This window comes from Streptomyces sp. NPDC047886 (assembly GCF_043204435.1).
Lineage (GTDB): Bacteria > Actinomycetota > Actinomycetes > Streptomycetales > Streptomycetaceae > Streptomyces.
The window spans coordinates 73,305-90,666 of sequence record NZ_JBIDCF010000013.1 but is presented as its reverse complement, the minus strand read 5'-3'; the positions used below and the strand labels follow the sequence as shown (position 1 = coordinate 90,666).

The 17,362-nt window shown below is 72.1% G+C and carries 18 protein-coding genes; 13 read left to right on the top strand and 5 right to left on the bottom strand.

Annotated elements, in window-relative coordinates:
* Positions 1 to 83: 83 nt before the first annotated feature.
* The 5 genes from ACGF5U_RS29680 to ACGF5U_RS29660 all read left to right on the top strand — a co-directional run bounded on the left by ACGF5U_RS29680 (position 84) and on the right by ACGF5U_RS29660 (position 2,848).
* A complete protein-coding gene (locus ACGF5U_RS29680; protein ID WP_392818940.1) occupies positions 84 to 413 on the top strand; it encodes a hypothetical protein in 330 nt (109 codons plus the stop codon).
* Positions 401 to 622: a hypothetical protein gene (locus ACGF5U_RS29675; RefSeq protein ID WP_392717623.1), complete on the top strand. Its 222-nt coding sequence runs from the start codon at positions 401 to 403 to the stop codon at positions 620 to 622. Before ACGF5U_RS29680 ends, ACGF5U_RS29675 begins: the two co-directional genes overlap by 13 nt.
* Positions 607 to 1,731, top strand: coding sequence for a radical SAM protein (locus ACGF5U_RS29670; RefSeq protein WP_392717621.1), 1,125 nt, complete (start codon positions 607 to 609; stop codon positions 1,729 to 1,731). Before ACGF5U_RS29675 ends, ACGF5U_RS29670 begins: the two co-directional genes overlap by 16 nt.
* Positions 1,728 to 1,892 (top strand): hypothetical protein, encoded by a 165-nt coding sequence (locus ACGF5U_RS29665; RefSeq protein ID WP_162952559.1) that lies wholly within the window; start codon positions 1,728 to 1,730, stop codon positions 1,890 to 1,892. Before ACGF5U_RS29670 ends, ACGF5U_RS29665 begins: the two co-directional genes overlap by 4 nt.
* A gap of 89 nt (positions 1,893 to 1,981) precedes the next feature.
* On the top strand, positions 1,982 to 2,848 hold the full coding sequence (locus ACGF5U_RS29660; RefSeq protein WP_392717618.1) for a GNAT family N-acetyltransferase: 867 nt from the start codon (positions 1,982 to 1,984) through the stop codon (positions 2,846 to 2,848).
* Positions 2,849 to 2,969: 121 nt separating this feature from the next.
* Here ACGF5U_RS29660 and ACGF5U_RS29655 read toward each other — a convergent pair whose 3' ends face one another.
* Positions 2,970 to 3,995 carry a GDSL-type esterase/lipase family protein gene (locus tag ACGF5U_RS29655; RefSeq protein ID WP_392717616.1) on the bottom strand — a complete coding sequence of 342 codons (1,026 nt, stop codon included), beginning with the start codon at positions 3,993 to 3,995 and terminating at the stop codon, positions 2,970 to 2,972.
* A 370-nt stretch (positions 3,996 to 4,365) separates the two neighbouring features.
* Between ACGF5U_RS29655 and ACGF5U_RS29650 the strand changes: the two genes are divergently transcribed.
* The 4 genes from ACGF5U_RS29650 (at position 4,366) to ACGF5U_RS29635 (ending at position 9,210) form a co-directional block, all read left to right on the top strand.
* On the top strand, positions 4,366 to 5,829 hold the full coding sequence (locus tag ACGF5U_RS29650) for an amino acid permease (protein ID WP_392717614.1): 1,464 nt from the start codon (positions 4,366 to 4,368) through the stop codon (positions 5,827 to 5,829).
* Positions 5,830 to 5,839: 10 nt separating this feature from the next.
* The gene (locus ACGF5U_RS29645) at positions 5,840 to 6,295 is read left to right on the top strand and encodes an Lrp/AsnC family transcriptional regulator (RefSeq protein ID WP_168440253.1); all 456 of its coding nucleotides are present in this window, start codon (positions 5,840 to 5,842) and stop codon (positions 6,293 to 6,295) included.
* Between the two features lie 203 nt (positions 6,296 to 6,498).
* On the top strand, positions 6,499 to 7,347 hold the full coding sequence (locus ACGF5U_RS29640) for a carbon-nitrogen hydrolase family protein (RefSeq protein ID WP_392717612.1): 849 nt from the start codon (positions 6,499 to 6,501) through the stop codon (positions 7,345 to 7,347).
* A 156-nt stretch (positions 7,348 to 7,503) separates the two neighbouring features.
* Positions 7,504 to 9,210: a flavin monoamine oxidase family protein gene (locus tag ACGF5U_RS29635; RefSeq protein ID WP_392717610.1), complete on the top strand. Its 1,707-nt coding sequence runs from the start codon at positions 7,504 to 7,506 to the stop codon at positions 9,208 to 9,210.
* A 21-nt stretch (positions 9,211 to 9,231) separates the two neighbouring features.
* Here the strand turns inward: ACGF5U_RS29635 and ACGF5U_RS29630 are convergent, their stop codons facing one another.
* Positions 9,232 to 9,882, bottom strand: a complete 651-nt coding sequence (locus ACGF5U_RS29630) for a DUF5995 family protein (RefSeq protein WP_392717707.1) — start codon at positions 9,880 to 9,882, stop codon at positions 9,232 to 9,234.
* A gap of 215 nt (positions 9,883 to 10,097) precedes the next feature.
* Complete coding sequence (locus tag ACGF5U_RS29625) at positions 10,098 to 11,171, bottom strand: methyltransferase domain-containing protein (protein WP_392717608.1); 1,074 nt, start codon at positions 11,169 to 11,171, stop codon at positions 10,098 to 10,100.
* A 121-nt stretch (positions 11,172 to 11,292) separates the two neighbouring features.
* On the opposite strand from ACGF5U_RS29625, the gene ACGF5U_RS29620 reads away from it, so the two are divergent.
* Genes ACGF5U_RS29620 through ACGF5U_RS29610 form a run of 3 tightly spaced genes read left to right on the top strand, consistent with a single transcriptional unit; the run spans position 11,293 to position 12,931 of the window.
* Positions 11,293 to 11,883 (top strand): RNA polymerase sigma factor, encoded by a 591-nt coding sequence (locus ACGF5U_RS29620; RefSeq protein WP_392818939.1) that lies wholly within the window; start codon positions 11,293 to 11,295, stop codon positions 11,881 to 11,883.
* Positions 11,880 to 12,107, top strand: a complete 228-nt coding sequence (locus ACGF5U_RS29615) for an anti-sigma factor family protein (RefSeq protein WP_392717604.1) — start codon at positions 11,880 to 11,882, stop codon at positions 12,105 to 12,107. The genes ACGF5U_RS29620 and ACGF5U_RS29615 overlap by 4 nt, the downstream gene beginning before the upstream one ends.
* On the top strand, positions 12,107 to 12,931 hold the full coding sequence (locus ACGF5U_RS29610) for a methyltransferase domain-containing protein (RefSeq protein ID WP_392717602.1): 825 nt from the start codon (positions 12,107 to 12,109) through the stop codon (positions 12,929 to 12,931). The genes ACGF5U_RS29615 and ACGF5U_RS29610 overlap by 1 nt, the downstream gene beginning before the upstream one ends.
* A 9-nt stretch (positions 12,932 to 12,940) precedes the next feature.
* Here the strand turns inward: ACGF5U_RS29610 and ACGF5U_RS29605 are convergent, their stop codons facing one another.
* Complete coding sequence (locus tag ACGF5U_RS29605; protein WP_392717600.1) at positions 12,941 to 14,353, bottom strand: uracil-xanthine permease family protein; 1,413 nt, start codon at positions 14,351 to 14,353, stop codon at positions 12,941 to 12,943.
* Between the two features lie 448 nt (positions 14,354 to 14,801).
* Positions 14,802 to 16,043, bottom strand: coding sequence for an MFS transporter (locus tag ACGF5U_RS29600; RefSeq protein ID WP_392717598.1), 1,242 nt, complete (start codon positions 16,041 to 16,043; stop codon positions 14,802 to 14,804).
* An 88-nt stretch (positions 16,044 to 16,131) separates the two neighbouring features.
* Between ACGF5U_RS29600 and ACGF5U_RS29595 the strand changes: the two genes are divergently transcribed.
* The gene (locus ACGF5U_RS29595) at positions 16,132 to 17,322 is read left to right on the top strand and encodes an ROK family protein (RefSeq protein ID WP_392717596.1); all 1,191 of its coding nucleotides are present in this window, start codon (positions 16,132 to 16,134) and stop codon (positions 17,320 to 17,322) included.
* Positions 17,323 to 17,362 lie beyond the last annotated feature (40 nt).

Here is a 17,362-nt window from a genome sequence, read left to right as displayed (position 1 = left end):
CCAGGTCGCTACCCGCCCTGCGTCTGTACCCGGTGCTCGCAGCAGGCCCGGAATGCCGTCGGGTCCTTCCGGATGGTGTCGTGATGCGTTGCGCACACTGGCGCCGGGTGCCCCTCGAACTGGCAAGGGAAGCGCGGGAGAAGTCGACCGCCCCGTACATCGACAGGGCCGTGCAGTGCCAGCTGTCCGCGCACGGCGAGGGGGAGCACTTCGGCCTCCTCACCGACGCCGGCGCATACGGGACCGCGCTGTGGCTCCGCTGGCACGGGCCAGACGAGACGGAACTCGTCGTACTGCCGGACTGCCCGGTGACCGCCCCTGGTCCTGACGGCGAGGGCTGCTGTCTGTTCGCCGACCACGCCAAACAGCACACCTGGGAAGACGCCATGGAGGAGGTCTCGTGCACCAGCTGATCGCGAGCCCGCACAAGCCCCAGCGCCCTCGCTCGCCTCGCAACGAACAGTGCGGGGACTGCGGTGGCAGCGGCGCCAACTCGTCCGGCAAGACCTGCGGCACCTGCAACGGCTTGGGAGAGATCCACTGCCGCGCCAGCCGGCAGGAGTCCCGTTCGCTGTCCCGCTCCGTGATCCGGAAGGAGGGCCACCGATGGCCCACGCTCTGATCGCCTCCCCGTTCCTCGACGGGCACCTGCTCCTCAAGCCGGGAGCAAGGGCCGGTGCCCGAATCTCCGCCGACCACTACGAGGGCCTGCGTCAGGCCGCCACCGACGGTGAGTCGCTCCCCGCCTGGGCGGTGCAGACCGCCGCCGACGTGTGGGGCCTGGACCTGGGTGGCCAGACCGCGCATGGCACCGTGCTGGTACGCGAACCGTCCCCATACGGCTACTGCCGGGCCTCCTGGGAGATCAACCTCGGCTGCAACTTCGGCTGCAAGCACTGCTACCTCGGCGAGCGCCCCTTCTCCGGCCTCGGCTGGGACGACAAGGTGCGACTGCTCGACATCATGCGCGAGGCCGGCGTCCTCTGGCTCCAGATCACCGGCGGCGAACCCACCATGGACCCCCACTTCCAGGGCGCCTACCGGTACGCCTGGCAGGCCGGGATGATGCTCACCATCTCCACCAACGGCTCGCTGCTCTGGCGGCCCGACCTCCTCGAACTCTTCCGGGACTGCCCGCCCTACCGGCTGGTCGTCAGCATGTACGGGGCGAGCGAGGAGTCCTTCGACACACTCACCCAGCGCCGCGGGGCGTGGAAGGCGTTCCGGCGCGGCATGGACGCCGCCCGTGAGGCGGGCCTGCCGCTGCGCATCAACATCGTGGTAACCGAGGACAACGCCTCCGAGGCCGACGAGATGGCCGCCCTCGCCGACGAGTGGAACGTCGAGAACCACGCGTACACGAACATGACGCCCACGATCTACGGCGGCGGTGAACCGCTGCTCGCCCAGTCCGCCGCCCACCTGCGACAGCGCAAGCCGTTCGCCGGCTGCAACGCGGGACACACCTTCTTTCACGCCGACCCGCACGCCAAGGTCTCGATCTGCAAGGTCGGCCGCGACGACCAGATCGACCTCATGGCCGAAGGCATCGACGGCCTCACCCGGCTCGGCGCCATCGCCGACCGCCTCATGCTTCGCACCGGAGGGTGCGAGGGCTGCGCCCTGTCCGGCACCTGCCGGGTCTGCCGCCCCCTGGCCAAGCACTACCAGGAGGCCAAGGCGCCGCTGCACAGCTACTGCCAGCACGGAGACAAGGAGAACGCCTCATGACCCCGCCCGTACCGGTGACCATCCTCCCCGGCCCGCCGGCCTCGGCCCGCCGCGCGGCCCCGCCCGTCGCGACCGCGTCGATCACCGCCGTCCAGGACCTCGACGTGATCGTGGAGAGCGCGGAGTGCTCCTGCGACGCCGGGGACGACAACCCCCACTGACCGACACGATCCGGTCAGCTCACTTCAGGCCCCGGCACGCTCCCGTCCGGGGCCTGAGCCCAGCCTGGCTCACCGTTAGGGTGCCGTTCATGTTCTTCCGCTGGGACTGGCTCCGGCCCCAACTGGCCGCGCCGATCGTGCCGACCCTCGGCCCCGTCCACCCCGATGCGCTGACCCCCGGCATCTTCGAGGACATCCTGCGAGCGGCCGACACCGGGGAGTTCCTGTCTTACGACAAGGACCAGCGCTGGGGCGGCGAGAAAGGCGAGAAAGTCCTCTGCGAAGACGTGGTGCACCAGTCCGAGCACACCCTCATCCCCACCTTGACCCCACGCGGACGCGGCACCGTCAAGGTCTTCGCCTACGGGCTCCCCGACAGCGTGGTGGGGGAGGCTGCCGAGCTGGCCGCGAAGCTTGCCGCCGCGCACGACGTGGTGAACGCCAGAGTCGTACGCCCTCTGGGCCCCCGAACCGCACACCCGTGCGGCACGCGCATCCAGGTGAAGGACTTCACCGCTGGCTCCTGCCCCGCCCCCGACGGCCCGGTCCGCCCCGTCACCGACTGGTCGACCGCCGTGCAGGAGACCTTCGCGCCGTTCGCCGAGGCCATGGCCGCCGACGGCCTGGCCTTCCTCCACAGCCAGATGCAAGCCGACCGGTGCGGCCCGGTCCTCGCCGCCGCTATCGAGGACCGCATCGTGGGCGCGATCGGCCCCATGGGGGTGCGCGCGGACGCGAAGGGGCGTCCCCAGCTCATGCCCCAGTACTTCGCCGTCCTGCCCGAGGCCCGAGGCCAGGGCCTCGGACGTGTCCTGTGGCGGGCCGCGATGCGCTGGGGCCAGTCCCACGGCGCCGCCTACCAACTCCTCCAGACCGAGGTCGGCGGCCCCTCCGACCGGCTGTGCCAGGCCGAAGGACTGACCTGCCTCGGCTTCACCCACACCATGCACGTGTAAGCCCGTCCCCTGCCCCTGCGGGAACACATGGGTCTCAAGACGGAGCCAACGACCTCAGTACATGAGGAACCTCTCCGTATCCATCCTGATGAACCCACGGTGGGTTGCGCCACGACGATTCTCAGGACCGTGCCCGCGCGTCGGGGGCCCCCGGGAATCCCGTCGCCCGCACCGCGCCCGCGACCGCTGCCGCCAGGCGGGCGTGGCCCGTGTCGTTCGGGTGCAGTCCGTCCGCGAGGTGTTCAGGGGCCAGCAGGTCCCGCCCCGGCAGCAGGGCGAGCCGCTCGTCGCCGGCCGCGACGAGGTCCCTGGCGGCCGCCTCGACGGCCGCCCTGAGGTCGGCGAGGTCCGCGCCGAGCGCGTTCGCCGCGGACTCGGCGGCGGGGCGCAGCAGCGGCGACACGACCAGCAGCGGGGTGTCCGGCCGGTTCCGGCGTACCAGGCCGACGAACGCCCGTGTCGTCTCGTACAGCAGGGGAGCGGAGTACGGCACGCCGTCCCAGCAGTTCGTGCCGAAGGCCACCGTGAGCAGCGCGGCGGGGAGCCGTGCCAGCTGCTGTGCGACGGGCGGTTCGCCCCGCGCCGAGCCCGCGTAGCCGAGGTTCACGGCGTCCAGGCCGAGGGCGCGCCCGGCCACGGCGGGCCAGGCACGGGCAGGGCGGGTGGACCACCACCCCTCCGTGATCGAGTCGCCGTACACCACCCAGCGCGGTCGGCGCGGCGCCGGGGCGACCGCCCCGCCGACCGGGCGGACGCCGAGGATCACCGGGGCCTGGCTCTCCGGCGGGTACACCGTGAACGGCCCTCCGCCCGGCGGGAGCGGCAGGGTGACCGAGCCCGTGGGGGCGGGGGAGGCCAGCACCTCGCGTACGCACCGGTCGCCGCGCCACAGGCCGAAGCAGTGCGCGCACCCGTGCAGCGGGTCCGCCGGGTCCGGCACGTTCGCCCGGTAGCGGATCTCGACGGCCCGGGTGGCCGCCGACGCGGTGAACTCCAGCCGTACACCGATGGGCAGCGCCGCCCTCTCAGCCGTGTCCCAGGGCAGGCGCACGGCGTCGGCGGGATCCGCCCGTACGGGCCTGCCGCCCTCCAGCCACGCCGTACCGCGCAGGAAGGGCGCCGGGTCGAGCCAGCCCGCGACCGCCATGGCGACCTCCGTCCGTCGACCCACACCACCGTGCCGGACCCGCCCGCCCAGGGGCCCGCTCGGGCCCTCTGTCCGGGTACGTCTCACCGTCCGGTCGACTCACCCCTTCCCGACCCTCAATGTGTCGATTCGTGCGGCAGCGCGCAATGTTTCCCCGTCCGTGCCCGAAGCGCGCAATGATCATCCACCGATGCGCAACAACGATGCATTACGAGCGCGAAGGGCAGCTCGTAGGCTCAGGGCCCGTACCAGGAGTGGCGGTGACCGCCTGCTCGGCGGTTCCCCCTCCCCCGCGGGTCGTCTTCGTCTGCCCGCGCACCCGCCGTCGGTCGCCGTCCTTCACCCCCGCAGTGATGAAGGAGCCTGACGCGTGCTGGACCAAGGCGTAGCCCCACCTGCCACGGAGAACTCGGCGCCCAAGAAGTCCCCGCTCTCCGCCCTCGGCCGGCGCAAGCCGGTGGAACTGCTGGTCGCAGAGGGTGGGAAGGGCGAGGGCGGCAGCCTCCGCCGCACCCTCTCCATGTGGCAGCTGACCATGATCAGCATCGGTGCCACACTGGGCACCGGCATTTTCGTCGTCCTCGGAGAGGCTGTACCGGTGGCCGGCCCCGCGGTCACGATCGCCTTCGTGATCGCCGGTCTGACGGCGCTGTTCTCGGCCCTCTCGTACGCCGAGCTGGCCGGCACCATCCCGGTCGCCGGCTCCTCCTACTCGTACGCGTACGCAACGATGGGCGAACTCGTCGCCTGGGTCTGCGGCTGGTGCCTGGTGCTGGAGTACGGCGTGTCCGTGGCCGCCGTGGCCGTCGGCTGGGGCGAGTACCTCAACGAACTGCTGAGCGGCACCATCGGAGTCACCATCCCCGACGTGCTGTCGTCCGCGCCCGGTGAGGGCGGTGTGGTCAACCTGCCCGCCCTGATCGTCGTGCTCCTCGCGATGGTCTTCCTGCTCGGCGGCGCCCGCGAGTCCGCCCGCGTCAACACGATCATGGTCATCGTGAAGATCGGCGCCCTGGTCCTGTTCTGCGCTGTCGGGTTCATGGGCTTCAAGTCCGGCAACTACGCCGACTTCATGCCGCTCGGCATGACGGGTGTCAGCGCGGCCGGAGCGATGCTCTTCTTCTCGTACATCGGCTTCGACGCCGCCTCCACGGCGGGCGAGGAGGCCAAGAACCCCAAGCGCGACCTGCCCCGCGCGATCATGCTCTCGCTGATCATCGTCACCGCGCTGTACGTCCTCGTCGCCGCCATCGCCGTCGGCGCCTGGAACTGGACGAAGTTCGAGGGCTCCCAGGCATCGCTCGCCGCGATCATGAACGACGTCAGCGGCCAGACCTTCTTCGGCACGCTGCTCGCCGCCGGTGCGGTCATCTCCATCGCGAGCGTCGTCCTCGCCGTGCTCTACGGCCAGACCCGCATCCTGTTCGCGATGTCCCGCGACGGCCTGGTGCCCAAGGCCTTCGGCAAGGTCGACGCGAAGACCGGCACCCCGCGCATCGGCACGATCATCGTGTCCCTGTTCTGCGGTGTCCTCGCCGCGCTCATCCCGCTCGGCGAGCTCGTGAACGCCACCAGCATCGGCACGCTCTTCGCCTTCGCCCTGGTCAACGTGGCCGTGGTGGTCCTGCGCTACACCCGCCCCGACATGGAGCGCACGTTCAAGGTGCCGTTCGGCTGGCTCTTCCCGCTGTTGGGCTTCCTGTTCTGCGCGTACAACATGATCAGCCTGGAAGCACCCACGTGGATAGCCTTCGGTGGCTGGATGGTCGCGGGCCTCGTGTTCTACTTCCTGTACGGCATGCGCCGCTCCCGAATGGCCACGGCAGAGAAGTGATCCACCCCTCGTGCGACTGAACGACCTCGACGAACGCATCGTGCACGCGCTCGCGGAAGACGCCCGCCGCAGCTACGCCGACATCGGCTCGCTCGTCGGCCTGTCCGCCCCCGCCGTCAAGCGGCGGGTGGACAGGCTGCGCGCCGAAGGCGCCATCACCGGCTTCACGGTGCGGGTCGACCCGGCGGCGCTCGGCTGGGAGACCGAGGGCTTCATCGAGATCTACGCACGCGGCAACACCTCGCCCGAGACCATCCAGCGCGGTCTCGAGCGCTACCCGGAAGTCGCGTCCGCCTCCACCGTCACCGGCGAGGCGGACGCGATCGTCCAGGTCTTCGCCTCCGACATGCGCCACTTCGAGCGCGTGCTCGAGCGCATCGCGGGCGAGCCGTTCGTCGAGCGCACCAAGTCGGTGCTGGTGCTGTCGCCGCTGCTGCGGCGCTTCTCCTCCGGCTCGCCCGCGTAGCCGTAGCCCGGCCGGGCACAGGGGAACCGCCTCCGGCCTCGGGCGGAGCGCCGCGCAACGAATCACCGCCGAAGCGGGCAACCACGCAACGGTTCGACGGTCGGTCCGCAACGGTCGCGTCTTGTCGGGGCAGAACGGCGGAACGTACCTTTTTCACGTCTCCTCCGACACCTCCCCGCACCCACCAGACGAGGTCCCGCCAGATGTCGCTGCGCACCGCCCTGCTACAGAGCTCCGGACAGCTCGGTGACGTCGCCGCCAACCTCAAGGTCCTGGACGAGGCCGCCGCCAGCGCGGCGGCCACCGGCGCGGGGCTGCTGGTAGCCCCGGAGATGTTCCTGACCGGCTACGCGATCGGCTCCGACATCCCCCGGCTCGCCGAGCCGGCGGACGGCCCCTCCGCCGAGGCCGTCGCCGCCATCGCCGTACGCCACGGCCTGGCCATCGCCTACGGCTACCCGGAGCGCGAGGGCGGCACCGACACCGAAGCCGGTACCGCCACCGCCCCCGCCCCCGTCTACAACGCGGCGCAGCTGATCGGCGCCGACGGCGCCCGGCTGGCGAACTACCGCAAGACACACCTCTTCGGCGACTTCGAGCAGCGGTGGTTCACCCCCGGCGAGCGGCCCGTCGTCCAGGCGGAGCTCGGCGGACTGCGCGTCGGCCTGATGATCTGCTACGACGTGGAGTTCCCGGAGAACGTCCGGGCGCACGCGCTCGCCGGTACGGACCTCCTCCTCGTACCGACCGCGCTGATGCACCCCGCCGAGGTGGTCGCCGAGGCCGTCGTCCCGGTGCGTGCCTTCGAGAACCAGCTGTACGTGGCGTACGCCAACCGGGCCGGTCTGGAGGGTGAGTTCGAGTTCGTCGGACTCTCCGCGCTGGCCGGACCCGACGGCACCGCTCGCGCCCGGGCGGGCCGGGGCGGGGAACTGATCGTCGCCGACGCCGACCCGGACCTCCTGCGGGTCTCCCGCGAGGCCAACCCCTACCTCCGGGACCGCCGCCCCGGCCTGTACACGTCTCTCACGCGGGATGCCCGGGACAGCTGAGACATCCGCGTCACCCGAGACATCCGCGTCACCCGACCTCACTGCGCCGGCTGCTCACCGAGCCGGCGAGTCACCGAGCCACCTGAGCCCCCGCTCAGCTGAGTCCCCCGCTCAGCGCACCCCCTCGTCTTCACCCGTGCAAGGAGTCCGTACCCCATGACGTCCACGGTGCCCACCGCTGTCCAGCACACCGACGCTCAGCCGCCGATCACCATGTTCGGTCCGGACTTCCCGTACGCGTACGACGACTTCCTGGCCCACCCGGCCGGTCTCGGCCAGATACCCGCGACCGAGCACGGCACCGAGGTCGCCGTCATCGGCGGCGGGCTCTCCGGCATCATCGCCGCCTACGAGCTGATGAAGATGGGCCTCAAGCCCGTCGTGTACGAGGCCGACCAGATCGGCGGCCGGCTGCGCACCGTCGGCTTCGACGGCTGCGACCCCGAGCTCAACTGCGAGCTGGGCGCGATGCGGTTCCCGCCCTCCTCGACCGCTCTCCAGCACTACATCGACCTCGTCGGCCTGGAGACCAAGCCGTTCCCGAACCCGCTGGCCGAGTCCACCCCGTCGACCGTGGTCGACCTGAAGGGCGAGTCGCACTACGCGACCACGGTGGACGACCTGCCGCAGGTCTACCGCGATGTGATGAACGCGTGGAACGCCTGCCTGGAGGAGGGCGCCGACTTCTCCGACATGAACCGCGCCATGCGCGAGCGCGACATCCCGCGCATCCGCGAGATCTGGGCGAAGCTGGTCGAGAAGCTGGACAACCAGACGTTCTACGGCTTCCTCTGCGAGTCGGAGGCGTTCAAGTCGTTCCGGCACCGGGAGATCTTCGGCCAGGTCGGCTTCGGCACCGGCGGCTGGGACACCGACTTCCCCAACTCCATCCTGGAGATCCTCCGCGTCGTCTACACCGAGGCCGACGACCACCACCGCGGCATCGTCGGCGGCAGCCAGCAGCTCCCGCTGCGGCTGTGGGAGCGCGAGCCCGAGAAGATCGTCCACTGGCCGCTCGGCACGTCGCTGAAGTCCCTGCACGAGGGCGAGCCGAAGCCCGCCGTGACGCGGCTGCACCGCACCGCCGGCAACCACATCACGGTCACCGACGCGAACGGCGACATCCGCACGTACCAGGCGGCGATCTTCACCGCCCAGTCGTGGATGCTGCTCTCCAAGATCGCCTGCGACGACTCGCTGTTCCCCATCGACCACTGGACGGCGATGGAGCGCACCCACTACATGGAGTCGTCCAAGCTGTTCGTGCCGGTGGACCGGCCGTTCTGGCTGGACAAGGCCGTCGACGACAGCGGAAATCCGACCGGCCGTGACGTCATGTCGATGACGCTCACCGACCGGATGACCCGCGGTACGTACCTGCTGGACAACGGCCCGGACAAGCCGGCCGTCATCTGCCTCTCGTACACCTGGTGCGACGACAGCCTGAAGTGGCTGCCGCTGTCCGCGAACGAGCGGATGGAGGTCATGCTGAAGTCGCTCGGCGAGATCTACCCGAAGGTCGACATCCGGAAGCACATCATCGGCAACCCGGTGACCGTGTCGTGGGAGAACGAGCCGTACTTCATGGGCGCGTTCAAGGCCAACCTGCCGGGCCACTACCGCTACCAGCGGCGTCTGTACACGCACTTCATGCAGGACCTGCTGCCCGAGGACAAGCGGGGCATCTTCCTCGCCGGCGACGACATCTCCTGGACGGCCGGCTGGGCCGAGGGCGCCGTGCAGACCGCGCTCAACGCCGTGTGGGGCGTCATGCACCAGTTCGGCGGCGCCACCGACCCGTCCAACCCGGGCCCCGGCGACCTCTTCGACGAGATCGCCCCGGTGGAGCTCCCCGAGGACTGAGCGCCACGGCGGCGGGGCGGATCAGACACCGCGCGGCGTCAGCGGCGTCAGCAGCATCCGCCCCACCAGGCCGACGGAGCGGTCGAGGCGTTCGGTGAACTCCTCGGCCAGCTCCGGCACCGGCAGCCGGTGCAGCTGCCACAGTGAGCGGGCCGCGAGCCACGCCCCGTCGCGGGCCCGCTCCAGACTCCAGCAGCCGAGCAGATGCGTCAGCGGATCGGCGATCTCCAGCAGGTCGGGGCCCGGCATCAGCTCCTCCCTGACCCGCTCCTCCAGCAGCGTCAGGACATCGCCGACCTGGTCGAACTCCGCCTCCAGCGCGGTGGGTTCGCAGCCCAGCGTCCGGCAGGCGGCCACCACCGCCAGGGCCAGGTCGTGCCCGATGTGCGCGTTGATCCCGGCCAGCGCGAACTGCAGCGGCCGGATTCCCGGATGCCGCCGGTACTGGAACAGGGGCCGCCAGCAGGCGGGTGGCCGGCCGCCCGACGCCACCGCGTCGACGGCGGCGAGATAGCGCTCGGCGAACCGTACGTCCAACGCGACGGCCGCCCGCCGGTCGGTGAACTCACCGGCGGCGATCCGTCGTCCGATCTCCTCCGTGACGGTCAGGTACACCCGGTTGAAGACCGCCACGCCGTCCCTCTCCGGCCATCCCGCGCCCAGCGCCCGCATCCGCGCCACGACCGCCTCGACGGACAGGCGGGGCTCGGCGGGCGGGAAGGTGCCGACGGGCGGGAAGGTGCCGGCGGGCGGCGGGGTGGTGCGGGTGCGGCCGGTGAACTGGTCGATCTGCGCCATGGGCGAAGCGTCCCAGGCGGCGGGCCCTCCGTGGTGTCATCGAGCCGTGCTTCCCCGGAACGGGCGAACGACCGTCCACCGGCCCACGGTCAGCCGCGCTCCCGGTGTGCCGCCAGCAGCGGCCGCAGGGCGATCAGCGCCCCGACGACGAACACGCCCGTCGCCAGGTAGATCAGGCCGAGGTGGCCGAGGGTGTCGAGGTCGAACGGGTAGTGCGCGGGCAGCGCGACGGCCAGCCCGAGCACGGGGACGGCGATCGCGGTGACGTACGCCCACAGCAGGCCGCGGCGCACCCCGAACCAGGCGAGCGCGACCGTCGCCAGTCCGGCCGCCGCGATGAAGCCGGACACCGCGATGTGCAGATGCGCGATGTAGTCGTACAGCTCGGGGCTGAACGCCCTGATGTCGGACCGGCCCACATCCACCTCGCCCCGGCCGACGCCCAGTTCCAGGAACGCGTCGGTGAAGTTGCGGATGAAGAAGATCACCGCGTACGCGATGAACGCCAGTCCGGCCAGCGCCATCAGCGCCGAGCCGAGCCGGAGCGAACCCGGGGCGGTCCCCGGCGTCGTGCCGCTCCCGCCGGCGGTGTTCCGGCGGTGGGTGACGGTGGTCATGGGGTGCCTCCTTGCGGTCGGTCGCCGGGTGACGCCGCGGGGGGGTGCGGGGTCGCCGCGGTCGGGTCTGGTCGCGAGCAGCGAGATGCTGCTGTCGGCGCTCTCGTCGTCGACCGGCGGATCCTCGATCCGGCCCGCACGGAACTCGACGACCTTCCCTTCGGGGAACGCGGCCGCGTCGTCCGGCCCGGAGGCGGTCAGCCGGCGCGCCTTGCGCAACTGCTCCGGCGTGAGGTCGATACCGACGACGTGTCCCGAGCCGCCGACCAGCAGCGCGGCGCAGCAGCTGTCGGTGCCCGAGCCGCTGCCCAGGTCGACCACGCTCTCCCCGGGCCGGAGGGCCGCGAGGTCGAGGAACCAGCCGACACCGGCGAACGACTCGACCGCCTCCGCCGGCACCCGGTCGAGGAGGGCGGCCGGGTAGCCGAGGCTCTCGGCGAGGGGCCGCCCCATCGCGAAGTGATAGGGGCCGGACGGCTGCTCCGCCACATGCCGGTAGAGGTCCTTGACCTTCGTCTCCAGCGCCCGGGTGTCCACTGCCGTCATGGTGTCCACGTCCTCTCCGAACGGTCTCCTGCGGCACTGGTAGGGAGACGACCGAGGACGCCCGCGTTATTGCAATCGGGCAAAACGCAATAAACTCGGACTCCGGGATCGTCTACGTGGTGTGGCGGACGTGCGGCTCATCGAGACCGATCAGAAGGAGGCCTTCCGCCGGCTGGTGCGGGCGGAGCTTCCGCATCTGTACGCGATCGCCCGCTCGCTGGTCGGGGGCGACGCCGAGGACGCCGTACAGGACTGCATGCTGAAGGCTTTCGAACGGCTCGATCAGCTCCGTGATCCCGCCGCGGGCGCCGCCTGGCTGCGCAGGATCCTCGTCAACTGCTGCCGCGACCGGCTACGGGCCAGAGCCAGACAGCCCGCTCCCGTGGACTTCGACGAGGCCGAGAACTTCTCCCTCTACCAGAAGATCGCCTACGAGGACCCCTTCCCGTACTCGGACTCCCTCCACCTGGACTTCCTCCAGGGATTCGGCCCCGAGGACGTGCGCGCCGTGCTGCTGCGGCTGCCCGAGATCTACCGGGTCCCGCTCGTCCTGGTCCATATGCACGGCTTCCTCGCCAAGGAGACGGCGACAGCCCTCCACGTGCCGCTGGGAACCGTGCTCGCCCGCCTGCACCGGGGGCGGAAGCTCTTCGAGAAGCAGATGTGGGACTACGCGAAGGAGACCGGACTGCTGAAGGAGGGAGTGCGGTGATCACCTGCTCCGAAGCGGTGAGGCACCTGTGGGAGTACCTCGACGCCACGGTCGACCAGGCGGACCGCGCGGCGGTCGAGGAGCACCTGTCCCTGTGCCGGCGCTGCTGCGGCGAGCTCGAGTTCGCCGTCGAGCTGCGCGCGCTGCTGCTCGGCTCCGGCCGCGAGGACATCCCGTCGGACGTGCTGACGCGGTTGAACGAGACCCTGGAGGAGCTGGAGTGATGAGCCGGGACCTGATGCACAGCGCCGAGGTCAGACAGCTGGTACGGGACGCCTACCGGAACGTCCCGGCGTCCACCGCCGCCGTGGCCCGCAAGCTCTACACCCCGGAGGAACTGGCCGAGGTGCCCCGGGCCGCCGTCGACCGGGCCCTCGGCGTGGCCGACCACGTTCCGTTCGCCGGTATCCGGCCGGGCGAGACCGTCCTCGACATCGGGTGCGGCGGCGGTATCGACACCATCCTCGCCGCCCGTCGCACCGGTCCGGGCGGCCGGGTCCTGGCCCTGGACTTCCTGCCCGAGATGCTGCACCGCACCCGCGAGGCCGCCGCCGACGCCGGTCTGACGAACATCGAGCCCCTGCAGGGCGAGATGGAGGCCATCCCCCTCCCGGACGACTCGGTCGACGTGATCGTCTCCAACGGCGTCATCAACCTCTCCGCCCGCAAGTCCCGTGTGATGGCCGAATGCGCCCGTGTGCTGCGCCCCGGCGGCCGGTTCTGCGTCTCCGACCTGACCGTCGGACAGGACGGCCTGCCGCCGGAGATCCTCACGCAGCCCGCCGCGTGGGCGGGCTGCGTGGCCGGTGCGCTGTCCGAGGAGGACTTCGTACGGAAGCTGGAGCGGGCCGGTTTCCTGGACGTACGGGTGCCCCACCGGCACCCCATGAGCGTCGACGACTGCGCGCTGTACCCGCTGTTCAGCGCCGAGGTGATCGGGCTGATGAGGCGGCTGATCCCGGCGGACCGGCAGGACGCGGTGGCGGTCTCGGCGGTCGTCCTGGCCCGGCTCCCGCTGGGGGAGGCGGGGGAGACGGACACTCCCTAGGGCCGCGGCTCAGGGCTTGGCGGCAGGCCGCTCGTCGTTTCCGGAGTCGTACGCCGACGTGCCCGAGTCCAGCAGCGGCTCCTGCTCGGCCATGCGGTCCTTCATATGGGCGGGCGCGAAGGCGCGCAGCACGTGGTAGCCGGTGATGACCACCAGGGTGCCGAGCGCGATGCCGCCGAGCTCGAACGTGTCGGTGATCTTCAGGCTGACGCCGCCGACGCCGATGATGATGCCGGCCGCAGCCGGTACCAGGTTCAGCGGATTGCGCAGATCGACCTTGGCGTTGATCCAGATCTGGGCGCCCAGCAGGCCGATCATGCCGTACAGGATCACCGTGATGCCGCCGAGGACGCCGCCGGGGATCGCCGCGACGACCGCGCCGAACTTGGGGCAGAGCCCGAAGAGCAGCGCGAAGCCCGCGGCGGCCCAGTAGGCGGCGGTGGAGTAGACGCGCGTCGCGGCCATGACGCCGATGTTCTCGGAGTACGTGGTGTTCGGCGGGCCGCCGACGGCGGTGGAGAGCATCGACGCGGCACCGTCCGCCGCGATGGCGGTGCCGAGCTGGTCGTCCAGCGGGTCGCCGGTCATCTCCCCGACGGCCTTGACGTGTCCGGCGTTCTCGGCGATCAGCGCGATGACCACGGGCAGGGCGACCAGGATCGCGGACCACTCGAAGGCCGGGGCGTGGAACGACGGCAGCCCGATCCAGTCCGCGCGGGCGACCCCGGAGAGGTCGAGCCGCCAGTGGTCCACGGCCTCCGCGCCGCCCACCGGGGAGTGGATCTTGCCGAAGGCCAGGTCGAGCACCCAGGAGAGGACGTAACCGAAGACCAGGCCGAGGAAGATGGCGACCCGCGACCAGAAGCCGCGCAGACACACCACCGCGAGCCCGGTGAACAGCATGACCAGCAGGGCGGTCCACTGGTCCTGCGGCCAGTACGTCGCCGCGGTGACGGGCGCGAGGTTGAAGCCGATCAGCATCACCACGGCGCCGGTCACGATCGGGGGCATCGCCGTATGGATGATCCGGGCGCCGAAGCGCCGCACGGCGAGCCCCGCCAGGAACAGCGCGAGACCGACCACGAGGACCGCGCCGGTCACCGTGGCGCTGGAGCCGCCGGACGCCCGGATCGCGGCGGCGACGCCCACGAAGGAGAGCGAGCAGCCGAGATAGCTCGGCACCCGGCCGCGCGTGGCGAGCAGGAAGATCACCGTCGCGACGCCGGACATCATGATGGCCAGGTTGGGGTCGAGCCCCATCAGGACCGGCGCCACGAACGAGGCGCCGAACATGGCCACCACGTGCTGGGCGCCGAGCCCGGCGGTACGGGGCCAGGAGAGCCGCTCGTCCGGCCGCACCACGGCCCCGGGAGCGGGGGTCCTTCCGTCGCCGTGCAGGGTCCAGCGCACGCCGAGGTTCATGGGGGTCGCTCCAGTTCTCCGAGTGGTACGGCGGCCGGATCCGGCCGCGGAAGATCAGCGCAATGGTACGGGCACACATGTACGCCCCCACCCGGGCCGAACGTCCCCGTGGCCCCTCCGCCCCCGGACCGCCCTCCAGGGGCCGTAGACCCGCGAACCGCCCTTCCCAGGGCCGTACACCCGCGAACCGGCCTCCGTGGGCCGTCCACCCGCGAACCGCCCTTCCCAGGGCCGTCCACCCGCGAACCGGCCCGCTGGGTGCCGCCCGGGACGGTGGCATGCACCCGTGGGCCGTCCATCCGCGAACCACCGCCACCGGCGGCCGCTCTCCCGCGCGTAGTCCCCCCGGAAGGGCCCGAAGCGTCGCCCGCAGCCCTGGCAGCCCTGGCCGCCCGGTCCACCCTGGCCGCCGTCCGCCCTGGCTGGCTGCCGTCCTGGCTGGCGGCCGTCAGCCGGTGTGCTCCCGCGCCGTCGGCTTCGTCGCGTTCGCGCCCGTGTGCGCCCGGCCGGCCGTGCGGAGAACGCCGGCCCCGAGCACGAGGCCGAACGCCAGCACGGTCACCAGGGCGAACGACACCGTCAGCGATGTCGCGTCGGCCACCGCGCCCATCGCCGACGGCGCGATCAGCCCGGACGTGTACGTGATGGTCGCGACGCCCGCGATGGCCTGGCTCGGGTTGGGGCCGCTGCGCCCCGCCGCCGCGAAGGCCAGCGGTACGACGACGGCCACCCCGAGCCCCAGCAGTCCGAAGCCCGCCAGCGCGGCCGCCGGATGCGGTGCGAGGACCACCAGTACGCCGCCCGCCGTCGCCGCGACGCCGCCGACCCGTACCGTGCGGACCGCCCCGAACCGGTCGACGATCCGGTCTCCCACCAGCCGGGCGACCGCCATGGTCAGCGCGAACGCGGTGGTGGACGCCGCCGCGAGCCCCGCCGACGTCTCCAGCTCGTCGCGCAGGTACACGGCCGACCAGTCGAGGCTGGCGCCCTCCGCGAAGACACCGCAGAAGCCTATGGCGCCGATCACCAGCGCCGACTTCGGCGGCAGCGCGAACCTCGGCGGCGGGTCCTCGTCGGGGGCGCTGCGCAGATCCAGCACGCCCCGGCAGAACAGGGCGCCGAGCCCGGTCAGGGCCAGGGCGGCGACCAGGTGGTGCACCCGGGCGTCCGTGCCGAAGTGCGCGGCGACCGTGCCCGCCGCCGAACCCAGCAGGGCGCCCACGCTCCACATGCCGTGCAGGCTGGACATGATGGAGCGGTGGAGCCGGCTCTCGACCTCCACGCCCATCGCGTTCATCGCCACGTCCGACATGCCGGCGGTGGCGCCGAACACGAAGAGTGCCGCGCACAGCCCGTACACGTTGGGCGCGAGCGACGGCAGGCTCAGCGCCAAGGTCCACAGCGCGAGCAGCCCCCGCAGAGCCGTGCGGGCGCCGAACCGGTGGCTGATCGCGCCGGCGAGCGGCATCGCCACCGACGCCCCGAGCGCGGGGAAGGCGAGGGCGAGCCCCAGCTGTCCCGCGCCGACGCCGGCGTGGTCCTGGATCCAGGGGATGCGGGTCGCGAAGCTGCCCGTCACCGCGCCGTGCACGCAGAACACCGCGGCCACGGCGAACCGCGCCCTCCTCAGCCGTCGTCCGGCGTCGCCGCCCTGCCCGGTCCCGCCCACACCATCCCCGTCATCCGGCACGTTCCCTCCCCGGTCCTTCACTCCCCAGTGTTGCCCGGTAAACTATCAGGAACCCTGCCTGATAAAAAAGTCTGAAAGGATCGGGGCCATGCCGTCCGCCCCCGCCTCCCCCAGCACCGCCCGGGCCATGAACGACCGGCTCGCCCTGCGACTGCTGCAGGACGAAGGACCTCTGACGGCAAGTCAGCTGAAGGGGCTCACCGGACTCTCCCGCCCCACCGTCGCCGACCTCGTCGAACGCCTCACGAGCGCCGGACTGGTCCAGGTGGTCGGCGAGACGGGCGCCGAGCGCCGGGGCCCCAACGCCCGCGTGTACGGCCTCGTCGCCGACCGCGCGCACCTCGCCGCCCTCGACGTGCGGCTGCGCGGCGTCTCGGTCACCGTCACCGATCTGCTGGGCACCCCGCTCGCCGATGCGGCGCTGCCCATCGGCGGGGACACCGGCACCGGCCCCGCCGTCCAGCGGGCGGCCGCGCTGCTGGAGCGGACCGTACGACGGGCGGGCGCCACCCGGCTGCACACGGTCGGCATCGGCGCGCCCGGTCTCATCGACCCCGCGACCGGCGCCCTCCGTGACTCGGCCGGGCTCCCGGCGTGGCACCGGCAGCTCGTGAGCGCCCTCCAGGAACGGCTGCCGGCGACGGTCCTGGTGGAGAACGAGACCAACCTCGCGGCCGTCGCGGAGCAGCGCGAGGGCGCCGCGGGCGACCGCGACACCTTCGTGCTGCTGTGGCTCGGGCACGGCGTCGGCGCGGCCGTCGTCCTGGACGGCCGGCTGCGCCGCGGCGCCTCGGGCGGCGCGGGCGAGATCGGGTTCCTGCCGGTCCCGGGTACCGGCGGGCTGCCGTCGGCGACGGACTGCGCGGGCGGCTTCCACGCGCTGGCCGGATCGGCCGCCGTCCGGGAACTCGCGGGACGGTACGGGATCGTGACCGACGGCCGGGACGGCGATGCCGAACCGGCGGGCGCCGTGGCGGTGCGCGTCGCGCGCGAGACCGGTGCCGACGCGTTCCTCGACGCCCTCGCGGAGCGTGTCGCCCTCGGCGCGGCCGCCGTCGCCGCCGTACTCGACCCGGGGCGCGTCGTCCTCGGCGGCGAGCTGGGCCACGCGGGCGGCGACGACCTCGCGGCCCGCGTCGAGACCCGGCTCGCGGCCCTGTCGCCGCTGCGCACCGACGTGCGGGCGAGCACGCTCGGTGGCGCGGCGGTCCTGCGCGGCGCACTCCTGACGGCCCGCGACGCGGCCCAGGACGACCTGTTCGCCGCCCCCCGCCGCTGACCAGCGGCCGGGGCGACGCACGGGCGCCGGGGGAGTCGCG